The following is a 26359-nucleotide window of genomic DNA, read 5'->3' as shown; positions in this document are numbered from 1 at the left end:
CCCGGGGAGGTGCACCGCGAAGCGCGCGGCATCGATGGTTTCCAGGAGGCGGTGATGGTCGGGGTCGGGCTGATCGGGACGGGGTTCATGGGCAAGTGCCATGCGCTCGCCTACCGGGCGGTGAGCGCGGTGTTCGGCGACGTGGCGGCGCCGCGCCTCGCCGTTCTGTGCGACACGCCGGCCGAGGCGGCGGAGCGCTTCGCCCGGCAGTTCGGCTTCGCGCGGGCGACCGCCGATTGGCGCGACCTCGTCGCCGATCCGGCGGTCGACCTCGTCTCGATCACGACACCCAACAGGCTCCACAGCGAGATGGCGCTCGCGGCACTCGCCGCCGGCAAGCACGTCTATTGCGAGAAGCCGCTCGGGCTGACGCTGGAGGAAGCCGAGGCGATGGCGGCGGCGGCGGCCGAGGCCGGCGTCGTCACCCAGGTGGGCTACAACTACCTCAAGAACCCCGCCTTCCAGCACGCGCAGCGGCTCGTGGCGGAGGGCGCGATCGGGCGCATCGTCCAGTTCCGCGGTATCGTCGACGAGGACTACATGGCCGATCCGGCGCTGCCCTGGTCGTGGCGCTGCCGGTCCGACGAGGCGGGGCTCGGCGCCCTGGGAGACCTCGGCTGCCACCTGGTGAGCCTCGCGCAGGCGCTGTGCGGTCCCATCCGCACGCTGTGCGCCGACATGCAGACGGTCCACGCGACGCGCCCGATGCCGGACGGGACGGGGGAGGGGCCCGTCGAGAACGAGGACGTGGCGACCGCGCTCGTGCGCTTCGAGAGCGGGGTGGCGGGCATGCTCACAACCTCGCGGGCGGCGTGGGGCCGCAAGGGACGCCTCGCCTTCGAGATCCACGGGTCGGCGGGCATGATCGCCTTCGACCAGGAGCGGATGAACGAGCTCCAGCTCTTCCAGGCCGAGCCCGACCGCTCGCGCCACGGCTTCCGCACCATTCTCACCGGCCCGGCCCACGAGCCCTACGGCGCCTTCACACCGGCGCCGGGCCACGGGCTCGGCTTCAACGACCAGAAGACGATCGAGGTCGCGGGCCTCCTGCGCGCCATCGCCGGGCGCGGGCGGGCCTCGCCGGACTTCGAGGAGGCGCTCGGCATCGAGCGGGTGATCCATGCGATAGCCCGCTCCGCCCGCGAGGGCGGCGGCTGGGTGCGGCTCGACGCGTGACGACGGCGGGGGTTTCCCGGGAGCCCGGCGCGCGTGCTACACCGGGAGCATGAGACGCCTGATCCTCTTCCGCCACGCCAAGTCCGCCTATCCCGACGGGGTCGGCGACCACGACCGCCCGCTCGACGCGCGCGGCCGCGCCGACGCCCCGCGCATGGGCGCCTACCTCGCCGCCGAGGCGCTCCTGCCCGATCTCGTGCTCGTCTCCTCGGCCCGACGGACACAGGAGACCTTCGCGCTCGCCGGCGCCGCCATCGGCCCGGTGGAGACCCGCGAGGAGCCGCGCATCTACGAGGCGGCCGCCGAGCGGCTGCTGGGCGTCGTGCGCGAGACGCCGGACACGGTGCGCACGCTCCTCGTGATCGGCCACAATCCCGGCATGGAGGACCTGGCGACGAGCCTCGTCGGCTTCGGCGACCGCTACGCCTTCGCCCGCCTGCGCGAGAAGTTCCCCACGGCTGCCATCGCGGTGATCGACCTCGACGCCGAGAGCTGGGCCGACGTGGTGCCGCGGGAAGGCCGGCTGGAGCGCTTCGTGACGCCCAAGGGGCTGGCGTCCGCACCCTAGGGGCGGGCGGGTGGTGGTTTCGGCTGTCGCCGAAGTGCACCTGCCGGCGCACCCCCTCCGTCTTGTCGCCTTCGGCGCCGATCCACCTCCCCCGACGGGGGAGGAGCGATGCGGCAAGCCTGCTCCCGCCCCATCGGGGCGGGGACGGCTGGCGGAGCGAGCCAGGGGCGGGGTCCCGCGGCTCGGCGCGTGCCGATTTCGGCTTCGCCGAAGTGCACCTGCCGGCGCACCCCCTCCGTCTCGTCGCCTTCGGCGCCGATCCACCTCCCCGACGGGGAACGAGCGATGCGGCAAGCCTGCTCCCGCCCCATCGGGGCGGGGACGGCTCGCGGAGCGAGCCAGGGGCGGGGTCCCGCGGCTCGGCGCGTGCCGATTTCGGCTTCGCCGAAGTGCACCTGCCGGCGCACCCCCTCCGTCTCGTCGCCTTCGGCGCCGATCCACCTCCCCGACGGGGAACGAGCGATGCGGCAAGCCTGCTCCCGCCCCATCGGGGCGGGGACGGCTCGCGGAGCGAGCCAGGGGCGGGGTCCCGCGGCTCGGCGCGTGCCGATTTCGGCTTCGCCGAAGTGCACCTGCCGGCGCACCCCCTCCGTCTCGTCGCCTTCGGCGCCGATCCACCTCCCCCGACGGGGGAGGAGCGAGACGCTTGGGAAATCGCTCTTTCGTCCTTAAGTGAGGGCGAGCGTCCTTCCATCTGTCCGGTTCGCCCGCGTGCCCGCACCCTCCTTCGCCTCCAGCGCCTACGACGTCCTCGCGAGCCTCGGGGACTACGCGTCGCGCACCGTCGATCCCGGCGTGCGCATCGGGGTGACCGGGCTCGCGCGCTCGGGCAAGACGGTGTTCACGACGGCGCTCGTGCACAACCTCGTGCAGAACGTCCCGCTGCCCGCGTTCCGGGCCTCGCACGAGGGTCGCATCCGCCGCGCTCGTCTCGCGGCGCAGCCGGACGACGCCGTGCCGCGCTTCGCCTACGAGGACAATCTGCGCATGCTGGCCGAGGCGCGCCGCTGGCCGCAATCCACCTCGCGCGTGAGCGAGCTGCGCGTCGACATCGACTACGAGCGCGGGCGCGCTGCCTGGCGCTCGGGACCGGCGCGGCTGCATCTCGACATCGTCGACTATCCCGGCGAATGGCTGCTCGATCTCGCGCTCCTCGACCAGGACTTCGGCGAGTGGTCGCGCGAGGTGCTCGAGGGCGCGACGCGGCCCGACCGCGCGCCGCTCGCCGGGCCCTTCCTCGCGGCGCTCGCCGCGATCGACCCCGATGCCGAGCCGGACGAGCCGGCGATCGCCGGGCTCTCGGCCGCCTTCAAGGACTATCTCGTCGCGCTGCGCGCCGGGCCGGAGGCGGTGGCGACGACGCCGCCGGGACGCTTCCTGATGCCCGGCGATCTCGAGGGCTCGCCCGCGCTCACCTTCGCCCCCTTGCGCCTCGCGCCGGGCGCGCGGCCGAAACCGAGGAGCCTCGGCGCCCTGATGGAGCGGCGCTACGAGGCGTATCGGCACCACGTGGTGCGCCCGTTCTTCCGCGAGCACTTCCAGCGCATCGACCGGCAGATCGTGCTCGTCGACGTGCTCGCGGCGATCGACGGCGGGCCCGGCGCGCTGGCGGAGCTGGAGCGGGCGCTCGACCGGGTGCTGCTCGCCTTCCGGTCGGGCCGCAACACACTGGTCTCGCGCCTGTTCGCCCCGCGTGCCGAGCGCGTCCTGTTCGCGGCGACCAAGGCCGATCACGTCCACCAGACCAGCCACGCCCGGCTCGAGGCGGTGCTGCGCCTCCTCGTCGAGCGCGCCGTGAAGCGCGGCGAGTCGGCCGGCGCCAAGGTCGGCACGGTGGCGCTCGCCTCCGTGCGCGCCACCCAGGAGACGCTGGTGCACGAGCACGGCGCCCGGCTCGAGGCGGTGGCCGGCGTGCCGGAGGCCGGCGAGACGATCGACGGCGAGGTCTTCGACGGGAACACGCGCGCCGCGGTGTTCCCCGGCGAGCTGCCCGAGCGCGCCGCCGCCGTGCTCGAGGGCGCGGTGCCGCCGGGCTCCCTGCGCTTCCCACGCTTCCGCCCGCCCGAGCCCAAGCCCGACCCCGGCGGGCGCGCGCCGCGCCTGCCGCATATCCGGCTCGACCGGGCGATCGAGTTCCTGATCGGCGACCGCCTGGCCTGACCCGCCCGGCATTTGGGAGACCGCACCCGATGTCCCGCAAGCCCCGCGCCTTCCGCCTGGACGATCCCGACGTCGCCGAGACCCGCACGGGCGAGGCGGTGGATCGGCCCGCGCGCGTGCGCGTGGAGGTCCAGCCCGAAGAGATCCTCGACGCCGCCGACGGCACGCCGGTGCCGATGGGGCGCAAGCGCGGGCTGCCCTGGGGCGGCATGCTGCTCTCCTCCGTGTCCGCCCTCGTCGCGCTGGCGCTCGGGCTCGCCGCCGAGAGCCTGGTGCGCGGCCTGTTCGAGGCGGCGCCGTGGCTCGGCTGGGTGGGGCTCGCGGCGCTGGTCCTGGCGCTCCTCGCGCTCGCGGTGCTCGTCGGGCGCGAGCTCGTCGGCCTGTGGCGCGAGCGCAAGATCGAGGCGCTGCGCGAGCGGGCGCTCGCCGCGCGCGAGGCCCGCGACGGCGAGGCGGCGAAGCGGGTCGTCGCGGAGGTCGTCGCGCTCTACGCGGCGCGGCCGGAAACCGCGCGGGCCCGGGGCCGGATCGCCGAGGTGGCGGACGAGATCCTCGATGCGGAGGACCGCCTCGCCATCGCCGAGCGCGAGCTCCTCGCCGACCTCGACGACCGCGCCGCCCGGGCGGTGGCGGACGCGGCGAAGCAGGTCTCGCTGGTCACGGCGCTGTCGCCGCGCGCCGCGATCGACGTCGGCTTCGTGATCTTCAACGCCGCCCGCGTGCTGCGCCGCGTCTCCGCGATCTACGGCGCGCGGCCGGGCATGCTGGGCTTCCTGCGCCTGATGCGCGCGGCGCTGACGCATCTCACGGTGACCGGCGGCGTCGCGGTGGGCGACGGGCTGATGCAGCAGGCGCTGGGGCTCGGCATCGCCGCGCGGATCTCGGCCCGGCTGGGGGAGGGGGTGCTCAACGGCATCATGACCGCCCGCTTCGGGCTGGCCGCCATCGCCGTCTGCCGCCCGCTGCCCTTCGTGGCGCTGGAGCGCCCGAAGATCGCCGACGTGGCGGGGGAGCTGATCTCGCGGAAGGTGGTGGAGGAGGCGAAGGGGTAGCACGACGCCCGTCCTCCGCTGCGGCGAGGGGGCCGCGTCACCCTTCCATGACGCGCCCCTCGTTCGGGGCGAGCCGGCCCGCGACGCGGTCTCCGGCATGGGTCGAGAGCAGCACCGGCCCCTCGTGCGCGAGCGGCCGCTCCGCATCCGCGAAGTTCAGCGCGACGACGAGCCGCCGCTCGCCGTGACGCCTCTCGAACACCAGCACGTCGTCGGCGCAGGCGAGGGTGCGGTAGGATCCGAGCGACAGCGCCGGCTCCGCCCGTCGGAGCGCCGTGAGACGCCGGTAGAGCGCCAGCATCGAGCCGGGGTCGGCCGCCTGCGCCGAGACCGGCGGCGCGCCGCCGATGGGCAGCCACGGCTCGTCCGTGGTGAAGCCCGCCTTCGGCCCGTCTTCCCACGGGATCGGCGTCCGCACGGGATCGCGACCGAAGCCCTGGCCCGGCGCGTTCTTCTCCATCGGGTCGTGGGCCATCTCCGGCGGGATCGGCACGTCGACCATGCCGAGCTCCTCGCCCTGGTAGATCGTCGGCGTGCCGCGCAGCGTCATGAGCAGCATCGCCGCGACGCGCGCCTGCGCGGGGCCGATCCGCCCGGCGATGCGCGGGCGGTCGTGGTTGCCCATCACCCAGTTCGGCCAGGCGCCCGCCGGCAGCGCCGCCTCGTAGCCCTCGACCATGCTCGCGATGCTCTCGGCCCGCCACTCGGCGAAGATCAGCTGGAAGTTGAAGGGCAGCTGGAAGCCGTCGAGCCCCTCGCCGCCGTAATATGCCATCACCTCGGGCAGCGTGCCGTAGGCCTCGCCGATCAGGAGCCGCTCGGGCGCGTACTCGCCCGCGACCCGGCGCATGGCGCGCGCCGCGTCGAACACTTCCGGCTGGTGGGCGGTGTAGGCGCGGTGCAGCGCGCGCGCCTCCTGCATGCCGGGCCGCCACGCCGGGTCCGGCGGGTTGTCCGTGAGCGCGGCGGAGGGCACGAGATGCTCCACCGCGTCCACCCGGAAGCCGTCGACGCCCCGGTCGAACCAGAAGCGCATGACGTCGAGCATCGCGGCCTGGACGTCCGGATTGCGCCAGTTCAGCGCCGGCTGCTCGCGCAGGTAGATGTGGAGCCAGTACTGGCCGGTCGCCTCGTCGAGGCTCCAGGCCGGCCCGCCGAACTCGGAGAGCCAGTTGTTCGGCGGCCCGCCGCCGGGCGCGGGATCGGCCCAGACGTACCAGTCGCGCCTGGCGTTCTCGCGCGAGGATCGGCTCTCGCGGAACCAGGGGTGCTCGTCGGAGGTGTGGCTCGGCACGAAGTCGAGCAGCACCGCGAGCCCGCGCGCATGCGCGGCGGCGACGAGCGCGTCGAAGTCGGCGAGCGTGCCGAAGAGCGGGTCGACGGCGCAATAGTCGGCGACGTCGTACCCGAAGTCCTTCATGGGCGAGGGGTAGATCGGCGAGATCCAGATCGCGTCGACGCCCAGCGCCACCACGTGATCGAGGCGGCGCGCGATTCCGGCGAGATCGCCGACGCCGTCCCCGGTCGTGTCCTGGAAGGAGCGCGGGTAGATCTGGTAGACGACGGCGCTTCGCCACCAGGGCGCGGCGTCGGGGCTGCGGTGCGTCATGCGCGCGGCTCCAGCGTGAGGTGATTTGGGATTGCGCCCCGCATAGGCGATCCGCCGCGCCGATGCCAACGAAATTCCCGTGAGACGCGGCTTGCATCGGCGGGGAACTCCGCACATGCAGGTTCGATCGGCGGATCGATCCGCCGGGGAGCCGGACTGCCGGCGGCCGGCACGCCCCCGAGGCGAGATGCCCGCGCCCGCCGAGCAGATCCCGAGGAGACCCCGAGGAGACTCCGAGGAGACCCGATGACGATCGAGGACGAGGAGGCCCGCCGCCATCGCGAGAAGATGGCCAAGCGCAAGGCGGTGCAGGACGCGGAAGTGGCCGGCAAGACGATCGAGAAGGGGCTGCTCATCGTCAACACGGGCCCCGGCAAGGGCAAGTCGACGGCGGCCTTCGGGCTGATGCTGCGCGCGCTCGGCCGCGGCTTCCGGGTCGGCGTCGTGCAGTTCGTCAAGGGCGCCTGGGAGACCGGGGAGAAGCTCGCGCTGGCCCGCTTCGACGACCAGATCTCCTGGTACACGATGGGCGAGGGGTTCACCTGGGAGACGCAGGACAAGGCCCGCGACGTCGCCGCCGCCGAGCGCGCCTGGGCCAAGGCCAAGGAGCTGATGGACGACCCGGAAATCCGGCTCGTGATCCTCGACGAGCTCAATATCGCGCTGCGCTACGCCTACCTGCCCCTCGACGAGGTCGTCGCCACGCTGAAGGCGCGCCGCCCCGACCGCCACGTCGTGGTGACGGGCCGCAATGCCAAGCCGGAGCTGATCGAGGCCGCCGATCTCGTCACCGAGATGACGCTGGTCAAGCACCACTTCGCCGCCGGCGTGAAGGCGCAGGAAGGGATCGAGTTCTGATGACCCGCGCCTTGATGGTGCAGGGCACCGGCTCGAACGTCGGCAAGTCGCTGCTGGTGGCGGGCCTGTGCCGGCACTTCAGCCGGCGCGGGCTCGTGGTGCGGCCGTTCAAGCCGCAGAACATGTCGAACAACGCCGCCGTCACCGTCGACGGTGGGGAGATCGGCCGGGCGCAGGCGCTGCAGGCCCGCGCGGCGGGGGTGGCGCCGTCGGTCCACATGAACCCGGTTCTCTTGAAGCCGCAGAGCGAGATCGGCTCGCAGATCGTGGTGCAGGGGCGCATGGTCGGCACCGCCAGGGCGCGGGAGTACCAGGCCTGGAAGCCGCGGCTGATGGAGGCCGTGCTCGACTCGTTCGGCCGGCTGCGCGGGGAGGCGGACCTCGTCCTCGTCGAGGGCGCGGGCTCGGCCTCCGAGGTGAACCTGCGCGCCGGCGACATCGCCAACATGGGCTTCGCCCGCGCAACCCACACGCCCGTGGTGATCGTCGGCGACATCGACCGGGGCGGAGTGATCGCGAGCCTGGTCGGCACCAAGGCGGTGATCGACCCCGCCGACGCGGCGCTGGTCGCCGGCTTCCTGGTGAACCGCTTCCGCGGCGATCCCACGCTCTTCGCCGACGGCATGCGGCTCGTCGCCGAGCACACCGGCTGGGAGGCGCTCGGCCTCGTGCCGCATTTCGCCGATGCCGGGAGGCTGCCGGCGGAGGATCGGCTGGGGCTGGAGCGGGAGGCGCGCGTCGGGGAAGGGGAGGGCGTCACGATCGCGGTGCCCGTCATGCCGCGCATCTCGAATTTCGACGACCTCGACCCGCTGCGCGAGGAGCCCGGCGTGCGGCTCGTGCTCGTCGAGCCGGGCGCGCCGATCCCGGCGGAGACGGCGCTCGTGCTGCTGCCGGGCTCGAAGACCACGATCGACGACCTCGCCTTCCTGCGCGCCCAGGGCTGGGACGTCGACATCGCCGCCCACGTGCGCCGCGGCGGGCGGGTGCTCGGCCTGTGCGGCGGCTTCCAGATGCTGGGGCGGACGATCGCCGACCCGGACGGGATCGAGGGGCCGGCGGGGCGGGTGGTCGAGGGGCTCGGCCTGCTCGACCTCGAGACGCGGCTCACCGGCGTGAAGACGCTCGAGGCCGTCTCCGGGACGGCGCTCGCGGACGGCGCGCCCTTCTCCGGCTACGAGATGCATGTGGGCGAGACCACCGGCCCCGATGCCACTCGCCCCTTCGCCCGCCTCGCCGACGGCCGTTCGGACGGGGCCGTCTCGCGGGACGGGCGCGTCGTCGGGACCTACGTCCACGGCCTCTTCGCCGACGACGCCCAGCGCGCCGCCTGGCTCGCGCGGCTCGGGGCGGGGACGAGCGGGCTCGCCTACGAGACGCTCGTCGACGACATCCTCGACCGCTTCGCCGACCATCTGGCCGCGCATGTCGATTGCGACCGGCTCCTCGCCATCAGCGAGACAGCCCGAGTGCCGTGACCGCGAGGACGGCCGCGAGTCCGATCAGCAGCCCGCAGGCGGTGCGGTAGAGCGCGAGGGCGCGGCCGATGTCGTCCGCGCTCGCCTCTGCGCGGCCGTCGCCCATCCAGGCGTCGTCGACGATGGTGTCGCCGTAGGTGCGCGGCCCGGCGAGCCGCAGGCCGAGCGCGCCGGCCATGGCGGCCTCCGGCCAGCCCGCATTGGGCGAGCGGTGCCTGCCGGCGTCGCGCCGCACGGCCGCGACGGCCTTGCGCGCAGAGGCGTCCCGATGCAGCGCGGCGGCGGCGACGATCAGGAGCGCGGTCAGCCGCGAGGCGGGCAGGTTGATCAGGTCGTCGAACCGCGCCGCCGCCCAGCCGAACATCTCGTAGCGGGGCGTGCGGTGGCCGATCATGCTGTCGGCCGTGTTCGCCGCCTTGTAGAGCACGCCGCCGGGCAGGCCGCCGACGCCGATCCAGAAGGCGGGCGCGACGACGCCGTCGGAGAAGTTCTCCGACAGGCTCTCGATCGCCGCCCGGCAGATGGCGGGCTCGTCCAGCGTCTGCGGATTGCGCCCCACGATCATCGAGACCGCCGCGCGCCCGCCCTCGATCCCGCCCGCCCGCAGCCCGTCACGGACCGCGGCGACGTGCTCGTGGAGCGAGCGCTGGGCCAGCAAGGTGGAGGTGAGGATCGCCGCGACGACGAGGCCGACGAGCCCCAGCCCGAAGAGAATCGCCTGCACCGCCAGCGCCAGCGCGCCCGGCACGGCGAGGATCGCGACGAGCGCCAGGACGCCCATGGCCCGGCGGGCGGCGGGGGAGGCGTCCTCCCGGTTCAGGTCGCGGTCGAGGGCCGCGATCAGCGCGCCGATCCAGGTGACGGGATGGCCGATCGCCGTGTAGACACGCCCGGGATAGCCGATCGCCGCCTCCGCGAGGAGCGCGAGCACGAGGAGGGCGAGCGTGTCGGCGAGCATGGGGAGCGGCCGGATGGAGGGGGGGCGGATCTGGCACGGAGGCGATCTCGGCGAGGCGCGCCGCCTGTTCCCGCACGCGCCCGCGCCGTGGATCGACCTCTCGACGGGGATCAACCCCATAGCCTATCCGCTGCCCACCCTGCCAGCCTCCGCCTTCGCGCGCCTGCCCGAGCCCGCCGATCACGCCGCGCTGGAGGCCACGGCCGCGCGCGCCTACGGCGTCGCGGATCCCGCCCGCGTCGTTGCCGCGCCGGGCACGCAGGCGCTGATCAGCCTCCTGCCCTTCGTCGCACCCGCCCGGGAGGTCGCGATCGTCGCGCCCACCTACGGCGAGCACGCCCGCGCCTGGATGGCGGCCGGCGCACGGGTGCTCACCGTGGCGGCACCGGAGGAGGCGGAGGGCTGCGAGGTCCTCGTCCTCGTCAACCCCAACAATCCCGACGGGCGCACCTGGACGGGCGCGGCGCTGCGGGCGCTCGCGGCGGATCTCACCGGGCGCGAGGGACTCCTCGTCGTCGACGAGGCCTTCGCCGACCTCGAGCCCGTCGAGAGCCTCGCCCTGGATGTGCCGCCGAACGCGATCGTTCTGCGCTCCTTCGGCAAGACCTGGGGCCTCGCCGGCGTGCGGCTCGGCTTCGCCGTGGCGCGGGGCCCGCTGTCGGAGCGCCTGCGCGCGGCGCTCGGGCCGTGGTCGGTCTCCGGCCCGGCGCTGGCGATCGGCCGCGCGGCACTCGACGACGCCGCCTGGCTCGCCGAGGCGCGGCGCGCCCGCGCCGCCGACGCGGCACGTGTCGACGCGCTCCTGGCGCCGCTCGCGGACGGTCCCGTGTGCGGCACGCGCCTGTTCCGCACGATCGTGAGCGACGACGCGCCGGAACTCTTCCGCCGCCTGGGCGAAGCCGGCATCTGGGTCAGGCGCTTCCAGGACGACCCCCGCCGCCTGCGCCTCGGCCTGCCGGCAGACGCGCAGGCCTGGGCGCGGCTCGCGGCCGCGCTGGGCGCGGCGCCCAACCGCGGCTGAGCCGGTAAGGAGCCGAACCCGTCAGAACCGGTGGCTGAACGCCCCCATCATCGCCGCCCCCATCGCCCCCGGCTGGTGGCCCTCGGAGAGCGACAGCGCGGCGCCGAGCCGCAGCTCGCTGCGCGGGCCGAGCCCCGTGGTCCAGTCGAGGCCGAGATCGATCTGGCGCCCCTGCGGAGCGAGGTCGACGGCGAGGTCGCGGAAGGCGATGCGTCCCTCCCGGTCGCGCCCGGCGGGTACGCGCAGGTGCGCGGTGCCCTGCTCCACACGCATCGGCTGGCGCACGCCGAGCGCGAGGCGATCGCCCTCGCGCAGCACGTCGACGAAGCCGAGGCTGGCGCCGAAGGCGCTGAAGGCGACGCCGTCGTAGCCGGCAGCGAGGCCGCCGCCTGCTGCATCCGTCATGCCGAGCTGGGCGGTGAGGTCGAGCGCGGCGGTGCCGATCGGCAGCGACAGGCCGAGATCCAGCGCGCCGGCGGTGCTGTGCGTGGTGCCCAGGACGCCGGTGGTGCGCAGGCCGAGCACACCGTCGGTCTCGTGCAGGGTCGAGACGCCGACCGTCACGGCGCCCGGCCCGAGATCCAGCCGCCGCGCCACCCCCGCGCCCCAGGCAGGGCCGACCCGGTCCTGGGTCAGCGCCGCGAAGGCGCCCTCGGGCTCGGGCGCGGCGTCGCCGAATGCGTGGACGGAGATCGCCCCGCCGCCCCGCAGATCGCGTGTGGCGGCAAAGCCGAACCCGTCTCGCGCGAGCCCGGCGAGGCCGCCCGGCGCCGAGAGGACGGGGCTCATTGCCGCGGTGAGTCCGATCGACGCCTGCACGGCCTCGGGCGCGCCGCTGGCGAAGCGCCAGCCGATCTCGTCCTCGCCGTCCGCAGCCTCGGTCCCGCCGATCCGCGCCTGCGCGAGGCCGGGGGTCGCGCCGGAAAAGGACCGAAGGCGCCGGCCGAGATCGGCCTGCGGCGCGGCCCCGAGGAGGATCGCGCCCGGTGCGGAGAAGGCGGCGCCGAGGCTGTCGAAGACGGCGATGCGCTCGCTCGCGAGCGCCTGCGCGACCGCGTCGCCGTAGGCGTCGCCCGCCGCGACGGTGGAGGGGCCGGCGACGCCGTCGTAGGCGCTCGCCGTCGCCGGCAGCCCCACCTGGCCGATCGGCAGGAGCGCGGCGCGCAGGTCGAGCGCGCCGTGGCCGAACTCGGTGCCGTAGCCGTGGCGCACGCCGTTGCCGAAGTCGGTCGCGCCCGCGTGCGGGAAGAAGCCGTTGTCGGCGCTCGCCAGGAGCCGCACGCGCAGATCGGCCGCGGGGAGGTCCGGAAAAGCCTGCGCCAGCAGCGCGACGGCGCCGGCGACCTGCGGCGCGGCGAAGGACGACCCGGTGACGAGGGCATAGTCCGTGTCCGATCCGCCCGCGGCGGCGTGGACGGTCCCGTCGGCGACGAGGCAGCTCGGCGCCATGTCGTTGCAGGGCGCGGACAGGCGCCGGGCTCCGGTGACCCGCTGCGCGTCGAAGGCGAGCACGGCGTTCACGGCGACGAGCCAGCCCGGCGTCAGCTCGGGGACGACGACCGGCAGGCCGTCCATCAGGCCCGCGCGGGTGGCGTCTTCCGCATTCGATGCGGCGAAGACGACGATCCCGTCCGTGGTGAAGGCGCGCAGCGCGTCGAGGTAGGCGGCGGCGTCCGCGCGCGGCGTGCCGACGATCGCCGCGAAGCCGTCCGCCGCGCTCGCGCCGGGATTGGCGACGAGCCAGCTCTCGAGCCCGTCGATCGTCGCCGCGTAGCCCCAGGAATTGTTCTGTACGAGGGCATCCCGCGCGTCCGCGTCGCGGGTGGCGCGGGCGATGGCGCCCACGCCGTTCGTGAACGAGGACAGGTGCAGGTCGGCGCCCGGGGCGATGCCCATTACGCCCTGTCCGTCGGACACCCCGGCGGCGATGCTGGCGACGCTGGTCCCGTGGCTCTCCACCGGGAGCGATCCGTGCGTCGCGATCGTCTTGCCCGCGAGCTCGCGATGGCCGAGGCGAAAGCCGTCGTCGACCACGGCGATGGTCGTGCCGCGCCCCGTGAGGCCCGCCGAATGCGCGTATTCGGCGCGGATCGCGGCATAGGCGAAGCTCGGCAGCGCCGACCCGCCGGCGCCGAAGCGGACGATCTTGTCCTGGATCGCGAATTCCGGCGCGTTGCGTGCCGCGGTCGCGGCCGCCTCGTCGAAGGATGTGGTGAAGTAGCGCGCCAGCGTGTGGGTGGGGCTGCCCGGCTCCGGGGCGGCCGCCGGCGGCGGCGCCGCCGCCGGTGGGGCCAGTGCGTCCGTCGCCGGCGCGCTCCCGCCGCCTCCGCCTCCGCCTCCGCAGCCGGCGAGCGCGAGCGTCGCGAGGACGATGAGCGACGGTGCGAATCGGGACATGGCGGCTCCGGGGGGCGCGGGAGCGGGCCTATGTCGGTGTCAATCGGGCGCCGGCGTGGCAGCTCGGCCGTGGGCGTCTCAGGCGAGCACGCCGTGCAGGTCGTAGGCGTCCGCGCGGCGCACGGCGACGTCGACGACGTCCCCCGGCACGATCTTCGTCGAGCGCGTCTTGACGAAGACGTTGCCGTCGATCTCCGGCGCGTCCCACTGGGAGCGACCGATCGCCACGGTGGGGCCGACCTCGTCGAGGATGACGGGGATCGTGCGCCCCACCTTGCGGGCGAGGATGCGCTCGGAGATCGCCGCCTGGGCCTGCATGAAGCGGTGCCAGCGCTCCTCCTTCACCGCTTCCGGCACGGCCTCGGCGATAGCGTTCGCCGGCGCGCCGGCGACGGGCTCGTACTTGAAGCAGCCCACGCGCTCGAGCTCGGCCTCCTCCAGCCAGTCGAGCAGGAGCTGGAAGTCCTCCTCGGTCTCGCCGGGGAAGCCGACGATGAAGGTCGAGCGGATGGCGAGGTCGGGGCAGACGGCGCGCCAGGCGTGAATCCGGTCGAGCGTCTTCTCGACGTTGCCCGGGCGCTTCATGGCGCGCAGCACCTTGGGCGAGGCGTGCTGGAAGGGGATGTCGAGGTAGGGCAGGACCTTGCCCTCGGCCATCAGCGGGATGACCTCGTCGACGTGCGGATAGGGGTAGACGTAGTGCAGCCGCACCCAGGCTCCGAGCGTCCCGAGCTCGCGGGCGAGGTCGAGGAAGCGGGTGCGTACCTCGCGGCCCTGCCAGGTGGAGGGCGCGTACTTCACGTCGACGCCGTAGGCGGACGTGTCCTGCGAGATCACCAGCAGCTCGCGCACGCCCGCCTTGACCAGCCGCTCGGCCTCCCGCAGCACGTCCGCGGCGGGACGCGAGACGAGATCGCCGCGCAGCTTGGGGATGATGCAGAACGAGCAGCGATTGTTGCAGCCCTCGGAGATCTTCAGGTAGGCGTAGTGGCGCGGCGTGAGCTTCACGCCCTGCGGCGGCACGAGGTCGAGGAACGGATCGTGCGCCGGCGGCACCGCCTCGTTCACGGCGGAGAGCACGCTCTCGTACGCCTGGGGGCCGGTGATCGCGAGCACGTCCGGGAAGCGCTCGCGGATCTGCTCGGGCTCGGCGCCCATGCAGCCCGTGACGATCACCTTGCCGTTCTCGGCCATGGCCTCGCCGATGGCGTCGAGCGACTCCGCCTTGGCGCTGTCGAGGAAGCCGCAGGTATTGACGATGACGAGATCCGAGCCGTCGTGCTCGCGCGAGAGCTGGTAGCCCTGCGCCCGAAGCTGCGTGATGATCCGCTCCGAGTCGACGAGCGCCTTCGGGCAGCCGAGGGAGACGAACGAGATCTTGCGCGCGGGTTCGGTCATGCGGAGCGGGTCGCCGAGTGTGCGGGGAAATGCCGGGGAGCGCGTCACATAAGCGAGAACCGGCTCGTGCGCCAGTGGCGCGTCGACACGCCCCGCCCCCGCGTGCTACGCGCCCGCAGCCGCGGTTCGGGCGAGACGGGGAGCGGGGCATGCGGAACGGCGGGAACGAGCCGGAGGACGGGCGCCCGGTGCGCCGCCGCGCCGCGTTCTACCTGCCCGGCTACGACCCGCGTCGCCCGCGCGTCTACCACGCGCTCTTCGCCGAGGAGCTCGCCGCCGCCGCAGCCCTGCGTGGCTTCGCGGCGCACGCCGGCGCGCTCGAGGGCGAGGACGGCCCGACACCCGCCTTCGCGATCGCGGCGCTCGACCCCGCGGGGGAATGGGAGACCCGCACGACGCTGACGATCCTGCGCTGGGACGATCTGGCGAGGCCCGCGTTCCGCGCGCCGCTCGCACCGCGCCTGGGCAAGCTCCTGCGCGTGGGCGCCGACCTGGTCCGTCGCGGCGTCGTCGCCCGGCTCGCGCGGATCGACCGGCAGTTCGCCGCCTTCATCGTCTACCCCTACGCGGCGACGCTGCTCCTCGCGCTGCTCGTGGTCGCCGCGGCCGGCGGCGCGGGCGTGCTCGGCTGGCGGATCCACCCGCTGGCGGCGCCGGCTGCGGCGCTCGCGGCGGGCGGCCTCGCGGGATGGCTGGCGCTGCGGCTCGATCGCCCGCTCTTCCTGCGCTACCTGCTCGAGGACTGGCTGTTCTCCTTCGCCCACGAGCGCGGCGAGACGGACGTGCTGCAGGAGCGGCTCGAGGTGTTCGCCGAGGCGGTGGTCGCCGCGGCGCGCGATCCCGGCATCGACGAGGTCCTCCTCGTCGGCCATTCCTCGGGGGCCTTCCTCGCGCCGGAGACGCTGGCGCTGGCGCTCGCCCGCGATCCCGACCTCGGGCGGCGGGGGCCGGCGGTGTCGCTGCTGACGCTCGGCACGGTCGCACCGCTGATGCTCGTCGACGAGACCTGCGTGCGCTACCGCGCCGCGGTGGGGCGGCTCGCGAACGAGCCCTCGATCGTCTGGCACGAGGTCCAGAGCCGGCACGACGCGATGAACGTCTGCCCGGTCGACCCCGCCGCGCTGAGCGGGCGGTTTCCCGAGCGGACGCGCTGGCCGCGCACGCTGCGGCTGTCGATGCCGCAGCTCGTCGCCCCGGGGCGCCTCGGGCTCTTCCGGGAGCGCTTGTTCTTCTTCCGCACGCATTTCCGCTTCCTGCGGGCGAACGAGCGGGTCCATTGGTACGACTTCTACGGCATCCTCGCCGGCCCGAAGACCCTCGCCGCACGCCACGCAGAGGTGCCGGACATGCGCGACGCGGGCCGCTGAGAACGGCTCACGTCGGGGCGCGCGCGAGGAGGATCGGGAGGATCGACGCGAGCAGCATCAGGCCGAGCGCGACGTTGAAGACCCGCACCCTCGCCGGCGTGCTCAGGAACCGCGCGATCAGCTCCCCGAAGGCCGCCCAGATGGTGGAGGTGACGAATCCGACCACGACGAACACGGTGGCGATGAGCGAGATCTCCAGCCCGAAGCCGGCGCTCGTCGTGTAGGCCGCGACCGCGCCCGTCGCCATCACCCACGCCTTCGGGTTGACCCACTGGAACAGCGCCGCCTCGACGAAGCCGATCGGGGCGCCCATCGCCCCCTGCTCGACGGACCCGCGCGCCAGCAGGATCTTCCAGGTGAGGTAGAGCAGGTACGCCGAGCCGACGATCGCGAGTGCGTCGTGCAGCCAGCGCTGCCGCTCGAAGACGGCGCCGAGGAACAGCCCGACGATGACGACCATCGCGGGAAAGCCGATCGCGATGCCGAGGATGTGCCGCCAGGTCCGGGCGAGGCCGAACTTCGCCCCCGACGTGACGAGAAGCAGGTTGTTCGGTCCGGGCGAGAACGAGGTCGAGAGCGCGAACAGGAGGATCGCGGCGAGCCAGGTGCTGGTGATCATGGTGGTTGGTGCCCGCTCGGGACGATGGACGACGACGCGATCGCATCATGCGACGAGAGACGCCGCCGTGTCGCGCAGCTTCGGTGCGCAGGCCGCCGCGTCGAAGCCGAATTCGATCGTCGGGGCGGCGCCGATCCGGGCCCCGAAAGCGCTCTCCCACAGGAAGGCGGGCGCGCCGAAGCGGATCTCGCCGTCGCCGGGCGCCGGGAGGAAGCGGCGCACCATCGCCTCCGCGCCGGCGAGGTAGGCCTCGTCGCCGGCCGCCTCCAGGGCCTCCACCTCCGCCACGAAGGATGCGGCCGCCGCGTCGACCGCCCCGCGATCGATCGCGAGCCGTCCGTCCCGCCCGACCAGGAGCGCGCCGGCCTCGCGCAGGTAGGCGAGGAGCAGGAGGCCCGTTCCGGAATCGAAGTTGCGCGACCAGTCGGGCTCGCCGGGGTAGCGCATCGTGCGGTCGAACAGGATGAACTCCGCGACCACGTCCCCCTCGGGGATGCCGCCGGCACGGCAGGCGCGGTAGGTCGCGAGGTCCACCTTGAGCTCCTCGAGCAGGCCCGTGAACCAGCGCGTCTTGAGACCAATCTGCTCGTCGAACGGGCGCGTGCCCCGATGGTGGAAATAGTCGTGGAGGTAGCCCCAGACGCAGCGCGCCTCGTAGGCGCGGCGCGGATCGTCGATCCGCGAGGCGTCGAGCGCGCCGGGAACGCCGACCGCGTCCCACGTCGGCACGGTGATCGTGTCGTAGATGCGCTTGAACTTGTTGAAGAAGAACAACGCGTAGAGCTGCCGTTCGGGCAGCGACCCGCTGGCGATGTTCTCGGGGAAGAAGACGATGTTGTTGCCGCGCACGAGCCCCGGGGTGCCGGCGACCAGGTGCGCGGACTGGCAGATGTTCTTGGGGTGGGGATAGGTCTCGTACAGCGTCTGGTACGCCGCTCCGGCGGGCTCCTCGCGTATCGCCAGGAACGTCTCGAAGCGATGGCCGGCGCGCCCGCCGTTGGCGAGGCGCAGCGGGCCGAAGAAGAAGAACGGTGCGCCCTCGTCGGGCGCCCGCATCGCGTCGCGGGTGCGCCCGAAGTCCGGCTTCCCGCGCGCGCCGGCCGCGAGCCAGTCGGCGGTGTCGGCGACGATCGCGTCCGCCTGGGCGGATGCGCCGATACGCCGTGCCAGGCGTGCGGCCTGCGCGGCGGCGTCCGCCAGCAGGGCGCGCGCCTGCGCCCCCTCGGCGTCGCTCGGCAGCGAGCCGTCGGCCGCCTGCGCGGCCGCCACGCGCCGCGTCGTCGCGACGAGCTCGCCGATCATGCCGCACGCCTCGCGAGCGCACGATGCGTGTGGATCGTGAACCCCATCGGCACGGGTCCGTGATCGCGCAGGACGACGAGGCCGTTGCGCTCGGCCGCGACTGCCGTCGTGATGCAGGCGTCCACCTCGCCCGCGGCACACAGCCGCGCCGCCTCCGCGTTGCTCGTGACGAGCCGGACCTCGTGCTCCGCCGGCACCAGCGCGCGAGGCGCGGGGTGCGTGGCGACGAGGGCGACCGCGCCGTTCGCGGAGCGGGCGGCGAGCACCATCGGGAACGTGTCGAACAGGAACTGGTCCGCGAGCGTCATCCGGTCGAGGTAGGGGAAGACGAGCCCGTGCAGGTCCGGATAGACCACGCAGCCCAGGAGCGCGGCGCCCGGATCCTCCAGCACGAGGACCATCGCCTCCTCGAGGGTGCGGTGGAGGACGACCTCGGCCACGAGGCCGTGGGCCTCTGCATAATGGGCGGCCGCGGCCTCGCAGTTCGTGCCGGAGGGCCCGAGGGTATGGATCGTGGTTATACGGGTGCGATCGAGCATCGCGTCATCCTCGGTTGTTACACTGCCGATCTTGCGCCACACAGCCGAGAGATGTCAATCATCTTGTAATTAAGTGTTGTATGCCGCCTGCCTTCGGCGGGCCCGGGACGAGGAGCCTCACGCGGCGCGATCCTCCCGGGCCGCGGGCGCGCCGTCCTGGTCCCCGCGCTGCAGCGCCTCGCGTCCCGGCGCGACGAGGTCGGCGATCTCGCCGATGTTCTTGCGCAGCTCGTCGACGCCGAAGCGCAGCGCCGACACGGCCCGCTCGCGGTCGGCGTCGTCGGTGAGCGACGTCTCGGTCGGCGAGCGGCGCAGCGAGTCCTCCGCCTCGCGAAGGCAGCCCATCACGGGCTCGGCCCTCGGCGGCTCGCCGGCCCGCCCGTGCAGATGCGCGACGAGATCACCGAGGTAGCCGGCGACCTCCCGGCGCACCCGGTCGATGTCGAGGTGCACGCCGCCCAGGTCGTCGCGCCGGAAGCTCGACCGCCGCTCCTCGGCCGCGCGATCGAGGACGATGGTCGCGTGCCACAGCCGCTCGATGGCGATCAGCCCTTCGGCCAGCGAGTGGCCTCCGGCGAGCCGCCGCTCGAAGCGCGCGTCCCCCGCGATCTCGCGGGCGGTGCCGATGTGGCGCTGGAAATCCTGGTCGATGCGCCGCGTGTCCTCCGCATCGGCCCCGGCGAGGCCCGACAGCGACGAGTCGACGAGCCGCCGGCAATCGTCCAGCGCGTAGGCGATGTTGCGCACGGCGCGTGCGCGGGCCGTCTCCGGCCAGACGATCGCGGAGGCCAGCGCCGCGCCCACCGAGCCGATCATGATGGCGAGCGCGCGCTCGAGCGACTCCAGGATTTCGGCGTTCGCGTTGAGCGCCACGATGGCGGCGGCGACGGCGATGTAGTTGAGGTTCGGCCAGAGCGTCGTCGCCAGGTTCGCGACGACGCTCGCGGTGACCACGGAAGCGAGGATCGGCCAGCTTCCCGGCAGCAGGTCGGCGAAGAGAACGACGGTCGAGAGCCCCAGCGCCGTGCCGACCAGGGCGGCGATCACGCGGTACACGCCGACCGAGACCGTCGAGTCGGATGCGAGCCGGATCGAGAAGAGCGCGGAGATGATGGCCCAGGAGAGATGGTCGATGCCGTACCAGCGCATGACGAGGTAGACGAGCGTCACCGCCGCGCCGGTCTGCAGGCCGACGCGGGCGAGATCGCGCGCGAGCCGTCGGTCGATGCGGGGCACGAGTCCTGTCACGGTGGGTCACCTCCGGGGTCGACAACGTGGCAGCGGGGGGCGTGTTTCGTCGAAGCGGGTGCCGTCGGCTTGCCGTGCCCCGCGCGGCCGCCATATGACGCCCATGACCGACAGCATCACGCCGAGCCGCCGCCTGTTCCTGGGCGGCGTCGCGGCCCTCGCCCTCGCCGGATGCGGCGAAGGCGTCGGGCGAACCAGGGACGACACGAGCGGCGCCGACGCCGCGAGCGAGGGAGGATCGACCGTGAGCGTGGCCGAGACCCGAGACTGGAACCTGAGCGAGGCGCAGTGGCGCGAGCGCCTGACGCCGGAGCAATTCCACGTGCTGCGCAAGGAAGGTACCGAGCGCGCGGGCACGAGCCCGCTCGACGCGGAGTACCGGACGGGCACGTTCCACTGCGCCGGCTGCGACCTGCCGCTCTTCACGTCGGACATGAAGTTCGACTCCGGAACCGGCTGGCCGTCCTTCTTCGACACGATCGAGGGCGCGGTCGAGACCAGGCGCGACTTCAAGCTGATCCTGCCGCGCACGGAGTATCATTGCGCGCGCTGCGGCGGGCACCAGGGCCACGTCTTCAAGGACGGCCCGCCGCCGACGGGCCTGCGCTACTGCAACAACGGCGTCGCCCTGCGCTTCGTGGCGGCCGACGAGGCGACGGGCTGAGGACGCCACCGGCCGAGTGGTGCCTCACAGCGCGGCGAAAGGTCCTCGGTTGCAGCGACGGTGCCTTTTCGCTGCCATCATGACAAGAAAGCCGTCGTGCGACGGCCCGGGGCGGATCTGCCGCGGGCCGTTTTTTCCGTGTTGCGGCAAGGCTCAACCCTCGGCCGGACGGCGCGGCACCCGGCTCGGCGCGTCGGCGGATGTCATCGGAGTGTCGTAGAACGCCCCTACGGTCCGCCGCGTCTCGGGAGCGGCGCACGGCCCCCCGATGCAGCGCACCGCACCCCCGACGAGGTCGGGCGCGGCCGGCGACACACGACAGAATCGCAGGGAGACTACCCGTGAAGCTCATGACCCTTACGAGCGCGCTCGCCATCGCGGCCGCCGGCGTCCTCGCCGCCGGTTCGGCCCAGGCGCAGACCCGCGACACGATCCAGATCGCGGGCTCCTCCACCGTGCTGCCCTTCGCCAGCATCGTGGCCGAGGAGTTCGGCAACGCCTTCCCGCAGTTCAACACCCCGGTCGTCGGCTCGGGCGGGTCCTCGGGCGGCCTGCGCCAGTTCTGCCAGGGCGTCGGCGAGAACACGATCGACATCGCGAACTCCTCGCGCCCGATCCGTGACGGCGAGGTCGAGGCCTGCGCCGCCGCCGGCGTCGAGCAGATCATCCCCGTGCGCTTCGGCTTCGACGGCATCGTCTTCGCGACCAACCAGTCGCAGGAGGGCACCTTCGACCTGGCGCCCGAGCACGTCTTCCAGGCGCTCGCCGCGAAGGTGCCGGTCGACGGCGCGCTCGTCGACAATCCCTACACGACCTGGAACCAGATCGACGACAGCCTGCCGGAGCAGGACATCGTCGTCGCCATCCCGGCGTCGAACCACGGCACCCGCGAGGTGTTCGAGGAGCGCGTCGTGCTCCCGGGCTGCGAGACCTTCGACGTCATCACGTCGATGGAGGAGGAGGCCGCCGAGGAGGCCTGCCTCGGCTTCCGCCAGGACGGCCGCGTGATCGAGATCGCCGGCGACTACACCGAGACGCTCGCCCGCCTCGAGGCCCAGCCGCAGGCGATGGGCGTGTTCGGCCTGTCGTTCTACGACCAGAACCGCGACCGCCTGAAGGTCGCCACCGTGAACGGCGTCGTCCCGTCGCTCGAGACGATCGGCTCCGGCGACTACCCGGTCTCCCGCCCGCTGTTCTTCTACCTCAAGGGCGAGCACATGGGCGTCATCCCGGGCATCGAGGAGTACGCCACGTACTTCCTCTCCGACGAGATGGCCGGCCCCGAGGGCGTGCTCGTCGAGGCGGGCCTGATCCCGCTCTCGGACGAGCAGCGCGAGGAGGCGATCCGCATCGTCGAGGAGCGCGAGGCGCTCTGATCGCGACCGCGTGACGGCGGACGCCGGGGCTCGCCCCCGGCGCCCGCACCTTGATTTTCACAGCCGCGCAGCGCAAGACGCGGCGACGTCTCGCCGTCGGGGACCGGGGACATGAACACTGTCTGGCTCGCGATCATCGTGCTCGTCGCGATGGGGTTCGCGTATCGGTTCGGGACCCAGGCCAGCCGCCGGGCCGCCGTCGCGAGCGCCTCGAAGCTGCACTCGCTGCCGGGCCATTACGGCATGCTGGTGGCGCTGTGGCTCGGCATACCGGCGCTCGCGGTCATCCTGCTCTTCGCGCTCTTCGGCGACGCGGTCGTTCGATCCCTCGTGATGGGCGCGCTGCCGGCGGACGTCCTGGCGCTGCCGCAGGCCGAGCTGCTCACCGTGATGCAGCGGATCCAGGCGCTCGCCTCCGGTTTCGGCGTGCTGGGCGAGCCTGCGGCGTACGAGGTCTCCGCCGCCGAGCGCCTGCGCACGCTCCAGACGACCCGCGACCTCGCGCTCGTCGCCGGCGTCGCCGCCGCGGCCGCCGCGGGCCTCGTCTTCGCCCTGCGCCGGATCTCCCCGAGCCTGCGCGCCCGCAACGAGGTCGAGACCGTCGTCAGGACCCTGCTGATCGCCTGCTCCACGGTGGCGATCCTGACCACGGTCGGCATCGTGCTCTCGCTGGTGGGCGAGACGCTGCGCTTCTTCAGCTACGTCAGCCCGATCGACTTCTTCTTCGGCACCGTCTGGAACCCCCGCTTCGTCACGGTCGGCGCCGGCAGCGCGGACGGGTACGGGCTCCTGCCGCTCTTGTGGGGCACCGTGCTGATCGCGGCGATCGCGATGCTGGTCTCGCTCCCCGTCGGCCTGATGATCGCGATCTACATGGCGGAGTACGCGCCGGCGAGGCTGCGCGCCGTCGCGAAGCCGTTGATCGAGATCCTCGCCGGCATCCCCACCATCGTCTACGGGTTCTTCGCGCTGACGATCGCCGGCCCGGCCCTCTCCAACGCCGGGGCGCTGGTCGGGCTCGACATCCGCGCGACCTCCGCGCTGACGGCGGGCGTGGTGATGGGGATCATGATCATCCCCTTCATCTCGTCGCTGTCCGACGACATCATCACGCAGGTGCCGCGCACCATGCGGGACGGCTCGCTCGGCCTCGGCGCGACCCGGTCGGAGACGATCAAGCGCGTCGTGCTGCCGGCGGCCCTCCCCGGCATCGTCGGCGCCTTCCTGCTCGCCGTGTCGCGGGCGATCGGCGAGACGATGATCGTGGTCCTCGCGGCCGGCAACGCGCCCGTGCTCCAGCCCAACCCGTTCGAGTCGGTCTCGACCGTGACGGTGACGATCGTGAAGCAGCTCACCGGCGACATCGATTTCGCGAGCCCGCAGTCGCTCGTCGCCTTCGCGCTCGGCCTGACCCTGTTCGTGCTGACGCTCGGGCTGAACGTGCTCGCGCTCTACATCGTGCGCAGGTTCCGCGAACAATACGAATGAGGGAAGCGGACATGGCCACCGGCACCGCAGACACGACGACCGGCGCCGCGCGCGCCGCGAGCCCGACGACCCGGCGAGTCCAGGCGTCGCTCGCGCGCCGGCGCGCGGCCGAGACCCGCTTCCGGCTGCTCGGCCTCGCCGCCGTGATCGTCGGCCTCGGGCTCGTCGCGCTGCTCTTCGCGACGATCCTCACCAGGGGCCTGCCGGCGTTCTGGCAGGCGACGTTGACGCTGGAGGTCTTCGTCGATCCCGAGATCGTCGACGTGCCCCCGGCGCCCGAGCGATCCGCCTTCGCCAACCAGGCGGAGTACGAGGAGGCCTTCCTCGGCTGGCAGACCGCGCTCGCGCGGACCAACTGGGGGCGCGTCCTGCGCAACGCGCTCCTGGCCTACCTGCCGCCGGAGGCGGCCGACAGCGGGCGCGCGGTCGAGGGGCTGATCGCCTCCAACGAGCGCTTCGAGCTGCGCGCCCTCGTCCAGGAGGACCCCGGCCTGATCGGGGAGACGATCGTCTTCCAGGGTCTCGCCGACGCGAACGTCGACGTCTGGGTGAAGGGCAACATCGACCGCAGCCTGCCGGACGATCGCCTGCCGCTCACCAGCGACCAGCGGGCCTGGATCGAGCTCCTGCTGGAGCAGGGCGTGCTGACGCAGGAATTCGCGAGCGCGCTCCTGTTCAACGTCGACTCGCGCTCGTCCCCGGCCTCGGCGGGCCTCGCGGGCGCCTTCGTCGGCTCGCTGTTCATGATGCTGATCGTCATCGTCCTCTCGGTCCCGATCGGGGTCGCGGCCGCGATCTACCTCGAGGAATTCGCGCCGAGGAACCGCTTCACCGACTTCATCGAGGTGAACATCAACAACCTCGCCGCGGTGCCGTCGATCGTGTTCGGCCTGCTCGGGGCGGCGGTGTTCATCAACTGGTTCCGGCTGCCGCTGTCGGCGCCGCTGGTCGGCGGCCTCGTGCTGACGCTGATGACGCTGCCCACGATCATCATCGCCACCCGCTCGACGCTGCGCGCGATCCCGCCCTCGATCCGGCAGGCCGCGATCGGTCTCGGCGCCTCCAAGGTGCAGACGGTGGCGCACCACGTGCTGCCGCTCGCGATCCCGGGTATCCTGACGGGAGCCATCATCGGCGTCGCCCAGGCGCTCGGCGAGACGGCGCCTCTGCTGCTCATCGGCATGAGCGCGTTCGTCGCGCAGATCCCGACGTCGCCGATGGACTCCTCGACCGCCTTGCCGGTCCAGATCTATCTCTGGCAGGGTAACGAGCTGCGGAACTTCTTCGAGGCCCGCACGTCGGCGGCGATCATCGTGCTCCTCGCCCTGCTGCTGAGCCTGAACACGCTCGCCATCATCCTGCGCAAGCGATTCGAGAAGAGGTGGTGATCCCATGCCCGCGCACGCCGAACCCAAGCAGCCGCCCTCTTCCGAGATCGAGACGAGCCCCGCCATGACCGACCTGACGAAGCCCGTCGTCGCCGGCGACGCCGCGTCGGCGCCCGCCGCCGCGCCGCATGGCGCCAACCGGCCGGAGCCGAAGGTGACGGCCTCGGACGTGAAGGTGTTCTACGGGTCCGCCGAGGCGCTGCACGGCATCGACACGGAAATCCCGGCCCACCAGGTGACGGCGCTGATCGGCCCGTCGGGCTGCGGCAAGTCGACCTTCCTGCGCTGCCTCAACCGGATGAACGACACGATCGAGGGCGCACGGGTCACCGGCAGGATCCTGATGGACGGCGAGGACATCTACGACAAGAGCCTCGACGTCGTGCTGCTGCGCGCCCGCGTCGGCATGGTCTTCCAGAAGCCGAACCCCTTCCCGAAGTCGATCTTCGAGAACATCGCCTACGGCCCGCGTATCCACGGCCTGGCCAAGAACAAGGCCGAGCTCGAGGAGATCGTCGAGCGGTCGCTGCGCCGCGCGGGGCTGTGGGAGGAGGCGAAGGATCGCCTCAAGGAGCCCGGCACCGGGCTCTCCGGCGGCCAGCAGCAGCGCCTGTGCATCGCGCGCGCCATCGCGGTGTCGCCCGAGGTGATCCTGATGGACGAGCCCTGCTCGGCGCTCGACCCGATCGCCACCGCGCGCATCGAGGAGCTGATCGACGAGCTGCGGCAGAACTACACGATCGTCATCGTCACGCACTCGATGCAGCAGGCGGCCCGGGTCTCGCAGAAGACCTGCTTCTTCCACCTCGGCGACCTCGTCGAGGAGGGCGACACCGACATGATCTTCACCAATCCGCGCGACAAGCGCACGCAGGACTACATCACCGGCCGCTTCGGCTGAGCCGGCGCATCGCCGCAGGAAGCGCTCTCGAGGAGACGGACCCATGTCCGAACATACGGTCGCATCGTTCGACGCCGAGCTCCAGGAGCTGCGCCGGTCGATCATGGAGATGGGCGGCATCGCCGAGAAGATGCTCGCCGACGCCACGGTGGCGCTGGTGCGCCGCGACGTCGGGCTCGCCCAGTCCGTCGTCACCACGGATTTCCGCCTGGACACGATCCAGCGCGACATCGAGGAGAAGGCGATCCTCACCATCGCCCGGCGCCAGCCGATGGCGATCGATCTGCGCGAGGTGATCTCCGCCATCCGCATCGCCTCCGACATCGAGCGGATCGGCGACATGGCCAAGAACATCTCCAAGCGCACGCTCGCGATCTCGGGCCAGTTCGAGCCGCAGCGCGTCGTGCTCGGCGTCGAGCGCATGTCGGACATGGTGCTCGGCCAGCTCAAGGACATCCTCGACGCTTATACCCAGCTCGACGTCGACAAGGCGCTCGAGGTCTGGCGGCGGGACGGGGCGACGGACGCGCTCTACAACTCGCTCTTCCGCGAGCTGCTCACCTACATGATGGAAGATCCGCGCAACATCACCTTCTGCACGCATCTCCTGTTCTGCGCCAAGAACGTCGAGCGCATCGGCGACCACACCACCAACGTGGCCGAGACGATCCACTATCTCGTCACCGGCCAGCCGATCACGGCCGAGCGTCCGAAGATGGACCGCACGGCCTACGAGACCGGCATCCACGACGACGCCGCGCCCGGCGCGCCGGGCGCGTGAGGGAGCGCGGG

At 72.9% G+C, this 26359-nt stretch carries 22 protein-coding genes; 14 read left to right on the top strand and 8 right to left on the bottom strand.

Annotation, left to right across the window (positions count from 1 at the left end; genetic code table 11):
* Positions 1–54: 54 nt before the first annotated feature.
* The 4 genes from G407_RS0100200 to G407_RS0100185 all read left to right on the top strand — a co-directional run bounded on the left by G407_RS0100200 (position 55) and on the right by G407_RS0100185 (position 4956).
* Positions 55–1176: a Gfo/Idh/MocA family protein gene (locus G407_RS0100200; protein ID WP_043538652.1), complete on the top strand. Its 1122-nt coding sequence runs from the start codon at positions 55–57 to the stop codon at positions 1174–1176.
* A gap of 49 nt (positions 1177–1225) precedes the next feature.
* The gene (locus G407_RS0100195) at positions 1226–1744 is read left to right on the top strand and encodes a SixA phosphatase family protein (RefSeq protein ID WP_029029185.1); all 519 of its coding nucleotides are present in this window, start codon (positions 1226–1228) and stop codon (positions 1742–1744) included.
* Positions 1745–2455: 711 nt separating this feature from the next.
* Positions 2456–3904: a YcjX family GTP-binding protein gene (locus G407_RS0100190; RefSeq protein ID WP_029029184.1), complete on the top strand. Its 1449-nt coding sequence runs from the start codon at positions 2456–2458 to the stop codon at positions 3902–3904.
* Between the two features lie 29 nt (positions 3905–3933).
* Complete coding sequence (locus G407_RS0100185; protein ID WP_029029183.1) at positions 3934–4956, top strand: YcjF family protein; 1023 nt, start codon at positions 3934–3936, stop codon at positions 4954–4956.
* A 37-nt stretch (positions 4957–4993) separates the two neighbouring features.
* On the opposite strand, the gene G407_RS0100180 is transcribed toward G407_RS0100185, so the two are convergent.
* On the bottom strand, positions 4994–6565 hold the full coding sequence (locus G407_RS0100180) for an alpha-amylase family glycosyl hydrolase (protein ID WP_029029182.1): 1572 nt from the start codon (positions 6563–6565) through the stop codon (positions 4994–4996).
* A 246-nt stretch (positions 6566–6811) separates the two neighbouring features.
* On the opposite strand from G407_RS0100180, the gene cobO reads away from it, so the two are divergent.
* Both cobO and G407_RS0100170 read left to right on the top strand, forming a co-directional pair.
* Positions 6812–7423 carry a cob(I)yrinic acid a,c-diamide adenosyltransferase gene (cobO, locus tag G407_RS0100175; RefSeq protein WP_029029181.1) on the top strand — a complete coding sequence of 204 codons (612 nt, stop codon included), beginning with the start codon at positions 6812–6814 and terminating at the stop codon, positions 7421–7423.
* On the top strand, positions 7423–8901 hold the full coding sequence (locus tag G407_RS0100170) for a cobyric acid synthase (protein WP_029029180.1): 1479 nt from the start codon (positions 7423–7425) through the stop codon (positions 8899–8901). Before cobO ends, G407_RS0100170 begins: the two co-directional genes overlap by 1 nt.
* Here G407_RS0100170 and cbiB read toward each other — a convergent pair.
* Positions 8876–9859, bottom strand: a complete 984-nt coding sequence (cbiB, locus tag G407_RS0100165) for an adenosylcobinamide-phosphate synthase CbiB (protein WP_029029179.1) — start codon at positions 9857–9859, stop codon at positions 8876–8878. The genes G407_RS0100170 and cbiB overlap by 26 nt on opposite strands.
* Between cbiB and cobD the strand changes: the two genes are divergently transcribed.
* Positions 9858–10880: a threonine-phosphate decarboxylase CobD gene (gene cobD, locus G407_RS0100160; protein WP_043538583.1), complete on the top strand. Its 1023-nt coding sequence runs from the start codon at positions 9858–9860 to the stop codon at positions 10878–10880. The genes cbiB and cobD overlap by 2 nt on opposite strands.
* 21 nt (positions 10881–10901) lie before the next feature.
* On the opposite strand, the gene G407_RS0100155 is transcribed toward cobD, so the two are convergent.
* Both G407_RS0100155 and rimO read right to left on the bottom strand, forming a co-directional pair.
* Complete coding sequence (locus G407_RS0100155) at positions 10902–13277, bottom strand: S8 family peptidase (RefSeq protein ID WP_029029177.1); 2376 nt, start codon at positions 13275–13277, stop codon at positions 10902–10904.
* Positions 13278–13355: 78 nt separating this feature from the next.
* Positions 13356–14675 carry a 30S ribosomal protein S12 methylthiotransferase RimO gene (gene rimO, locus G407_RS0100150; protein WP_029029176.1) on the bottom strand — a complete coding sequence of 440 codons (1320 nt, stop codon included), beginning with the start codon at positions 14673–14675 and terminating at the stop codon, positions 13356–13358.
* 149 nt (positions 14676–14824) lie between these two features.
* On the opposite strand from rimO, the gene G407_RS0100145 reads away from it, so the two are divergent.
* On the top strand, positions 14825–16042 hold the full coding sequence (locus G407_RS0100145; RefSeq protein ID WP_029029175.1) for a hypothetical protein: 1218 nt from the start codon (positions 14825–14827) through the stop codon (positions 16040–16042).
* 7 nt (positions 16043–16049) lie between these two features.
* Here G407_RS0100145 and G407_RS0100140 read toward each other — a convergent pair whose 3' ends face one another.
* The 4 genes from G407_RS0100140 to G407_RS0100125 form a co-directional block, all read right to left on the bottom strand.
* Positions 16050–16661 carry a LysE family translocator gene (locus G407_RS0100140; protein ID WP_043538582.1) on the bottom strand — a complete coding sequence of 204 codons (612 nt, stop codon included), beginning with the start codon at positions 16659–16661 and terminating at the stop codon, positions 16050–16052.
* 45 nt (positions 16662–16706) lie between these two features.
* Positions 16707–17963 (bottom strand): DUF6421 family protein, encoded by a 1257-nt coding sequence (locus G407_RS24815; protein ID WP_052340740.1) that lies wholly within the window; start codon positions 17961–17963, stop codon positions 16707–16709.
* Positions 17960–18502, bottom strand: a complete 543-nt coding sequence (locus tag G407_RS0100130) for a type 2 periplasmic-binding domain-containing protein (protein ID WP_029029173.1) — start codon at positions 18500–18502, stop codon at positions 17960–17962. The genes G407_RS24815 and G407_RS0100130 overlap by 4 nt, the downstream gene beginning before the upstream one ends.
* Before the next feature lie 117 nt (positions 18503–18619).
* On the bottom strand, positions 18620–19750 hold the full coding sequence (locus tag G407_RS0100125; protein WP_156917425.1) for an FUSC family protein: 1131 nt from the start codon (positions 19748–19750) through the stop codon (positions 18620–18622).
* Positions 19751–19853: 103 nt separating this feature from the next.
* Between G407_RS0100125 and msrB the strand changes: the two genes are divergently transcribed.
* The 6 genes from msrB to phoU all read left to right on the top strand — a co-directional run bounded on the left by msrB (position 19854) and on the right by phoU (position 26348).
* Positions 19854–20414, top strand: coding sequence for a peptide-methionine (R)-S-oxide reductase MsrB (msrB, locus tag G407_RS0100120; protein ID WP_084327199.1), 561 nt, complete (start codon positions 19854–19856; stop codon positions 20412–20414).
* A gap of 350 nt (positions 20415–20764) precedes the next feature.
* Positions 20765–21790, top strand: a complete 1026-nt coding sequence (locus G407_RS0100115) for a substrate-binding domain-containing protein (RefSeq protein WP_043538645.1) — start codon at positions 20765–20767, stop codon at positions 21788–21790.
* Positions 21791–21901: 111 nt separating this feature from the next.
* Positions 21902–23278 (top strand): phosphate ABC transporter permease subunit PstC, encoded by a 1377-nt coding sequence (gene pstC / locus G407_RS0100110; protein ID WP_029029169.1) that lies wholly within the window; start codon positions 21902–21904, stop codon positions 23276–23278.
* Between the two features lie 11 nt (positions 23279–23289).
* Positions 23290–24666, top strand: a complete 1377-nt coding sequence (pstA, locus tag G407_RS0100105; protein ID WP_029029168.1) for a phosphate ABC transporter permease PstA — start codon at positions 23290–23292, stop codon at positions 24664–24666.
* A 64-nt stretch (positions 24667–24730) separates the two neighbouring features.
* The gene (pstB, locus tag G407_RS0100100) at positions 24731–25567 is read left to right on the top strand and encodes a phosphate ABC transporter ATP-binding protein PstB (RefSeq protein WP_084327197.1); all 837 of its coding nucleotides are present in this window, start codon (positions 24731–24733) and stop codon (positions 25565–25567) included.
* 43 nt (positions 25568–25610) lie between these two features.
* A complete protein-coding gene (gene phoU / locus G407_RS24810) occupies positions 25611–26348 on the top strand; it encodes a phosphate signaling complex protein PhoU (protein WP_052340737.1) in 738 nt (245 codons plus the stop codon).
* Positions 26349–26359: the final 11 nt, after the last annotated feature.

The sequence above is a fragment of the Salinarimonas rosea DSM 21201 genome (assembly GCF_000429045.1).
GTDB classification, from domain to species: Bacteria; Pseudomonadota; Alphaproteobacteria; order Rhizobiales; family Beijerinckiaceae; genus Salinarimonas; species Salinarimonas rosea.
Note: the sequence above shows the minus strand (reverse complement) of the source record. Positions and strands in the feature narration are given on the sequence as shown.

Excerpts from the sequence above, each read along its gene's own strand:
- G407_RS0100200 (WP_043538652.1), top strand. The coding sequence starts at position 55 with ATGGTCGGGGTCGGGCTGATCGGGACGGGGTTCATGGGCAAGTGCCAT.
- G407_RS0100195 (WP_029029185.1), top strand. The coding sequence starts at position 1,226 with ATGAGACGCCTGATCCTCTTCCGCCACGCCAAGTCCGCCTATCCCGAC.
- G407_RS0100185 (WP_029029183.1), top strand. The coding sequence starts at position 3,934 with ATGTCCCGCAAGCCCCGCGCCTTCCGCCTGGACGATCCCGACGTCGCC.
- G407_RS0100180 (WP_029029182.1), bottom strand. The coding sequence starts at position 6,565 with ATGACGCACCGCAGCCCCGACGCCGCGCCCTGGTGGCGAAGCGCCGTC.
- cobO (WP_029029181.1), top strand. The coding sequence starts at position 6,812 with ATGACGATCGAGGACGAGGAGGCCCGCCGCCATCGCGAGAAGATGGCC.
- G407_RS0100170 (WP_029029180.1), top strand. The coding sequence starts at position 7,423 with ATGACCCGCGCCTTGATGGTGCAGGGCACCGGCTCGAACGTCGGCAAG.
- cobD (WP_043538583.1), top strand. The coding sequence starts at position 9,858 with ATGGGGAGCGGCCGGATGGAGGGGGGGCGGATCTGGCACGGAGGCGAT.
- cbiB (WP_029029179.1), bottom strand. The coding sequence starts at position 9,859 with ATGCTCGCCGACACGCTCGCCCTCCTCGTGCTCGCGCTCCTCGCGGAG.
- G407_RS0100155 (WP_029029177.1), bottom strand. The coding sequence starts at position 13,277 with ATGTCCCGATTCGCACCGTCGCTCATCGTCCTCGCGACGCTCGCGCTC.
- rimO (WP_029029176.1), bottom strand. The coding sequence starts at position 14,675 with ATGACCGAACCCGCGCGCAAGATCTCGTTCGTCTCCCTCGGCTGCCCG.
- G407_RS0100145 (WP_029029175.1), top strand. The coding sequence starts at position 14,825 with ATGCGGAACGGCGGGAACGAGCCGGAGGACGGGCGCCCGGTGCGCCGC.
- G407_RS0100140 (WP_043538582.1), bottom strand. The coding sequence starts at position 16,661 with ATGATCACCAGCACCTGGCTCGCCGCGATCCTCCTGTTCGCGCTCTCG.
- G407_RS24815 (WP_052340740.1), bottom strand. The coding sequence starts at position 17,963 with ATGATCGGCGAGCTCGTCGCGACGACGCGGCGCGTGGCGGCCGCGCAG.
- G407_RS0100130 (WP_029029173.1), bottom strand. The coding sequence starts at position 18,502 with ATGCTCGATCGCACCCGTATAACCACGATCCATACCCTCGGGCCCTCC.
- msrB (WP_084327199.1), top strand. The coding sequence starts at position 19,854 with ATGACCGACAGCATCACGCCGAGCCGCCGCCTGTTCCTGGGCGGCGTC.
- G407_RS0100115 (WP_043538645.1), top strand. The coding sequence starts at position 20,765 with ATGACCCTTACGAGCGCGCTCGCCATCGCGGCCGCCGGCGTCCTCGCC.
- pstC (WP_029029169.1), top strand. The coding sequence starts at position 21,902 with ATGAACACTGTCTGGCTCGCGATCATCGTGCTCGTCGCGATGGGGTTC.
- pstA (WP_029029168.1), top strand. The coding sequence starts at position 23,290 with ATGGCCACCGGCACCGCAGACACGACGACCGGCGCCGCGCGCGCCGCG.
- pstB (WP_084327197.1), top strand. The coding sequence starts at position 24,731 with ATGACCGACCTGACGAAGCCCGTCGTCGCCGGCGACGCCGCGTCGGCG.
- phoU (WP_052340737.1), top strand. The coding sequence starts at position 25,611 with ATGTCCGAACATACGGTCGCATCGTTCGACGCCGAGCTCCAGGAGCTG.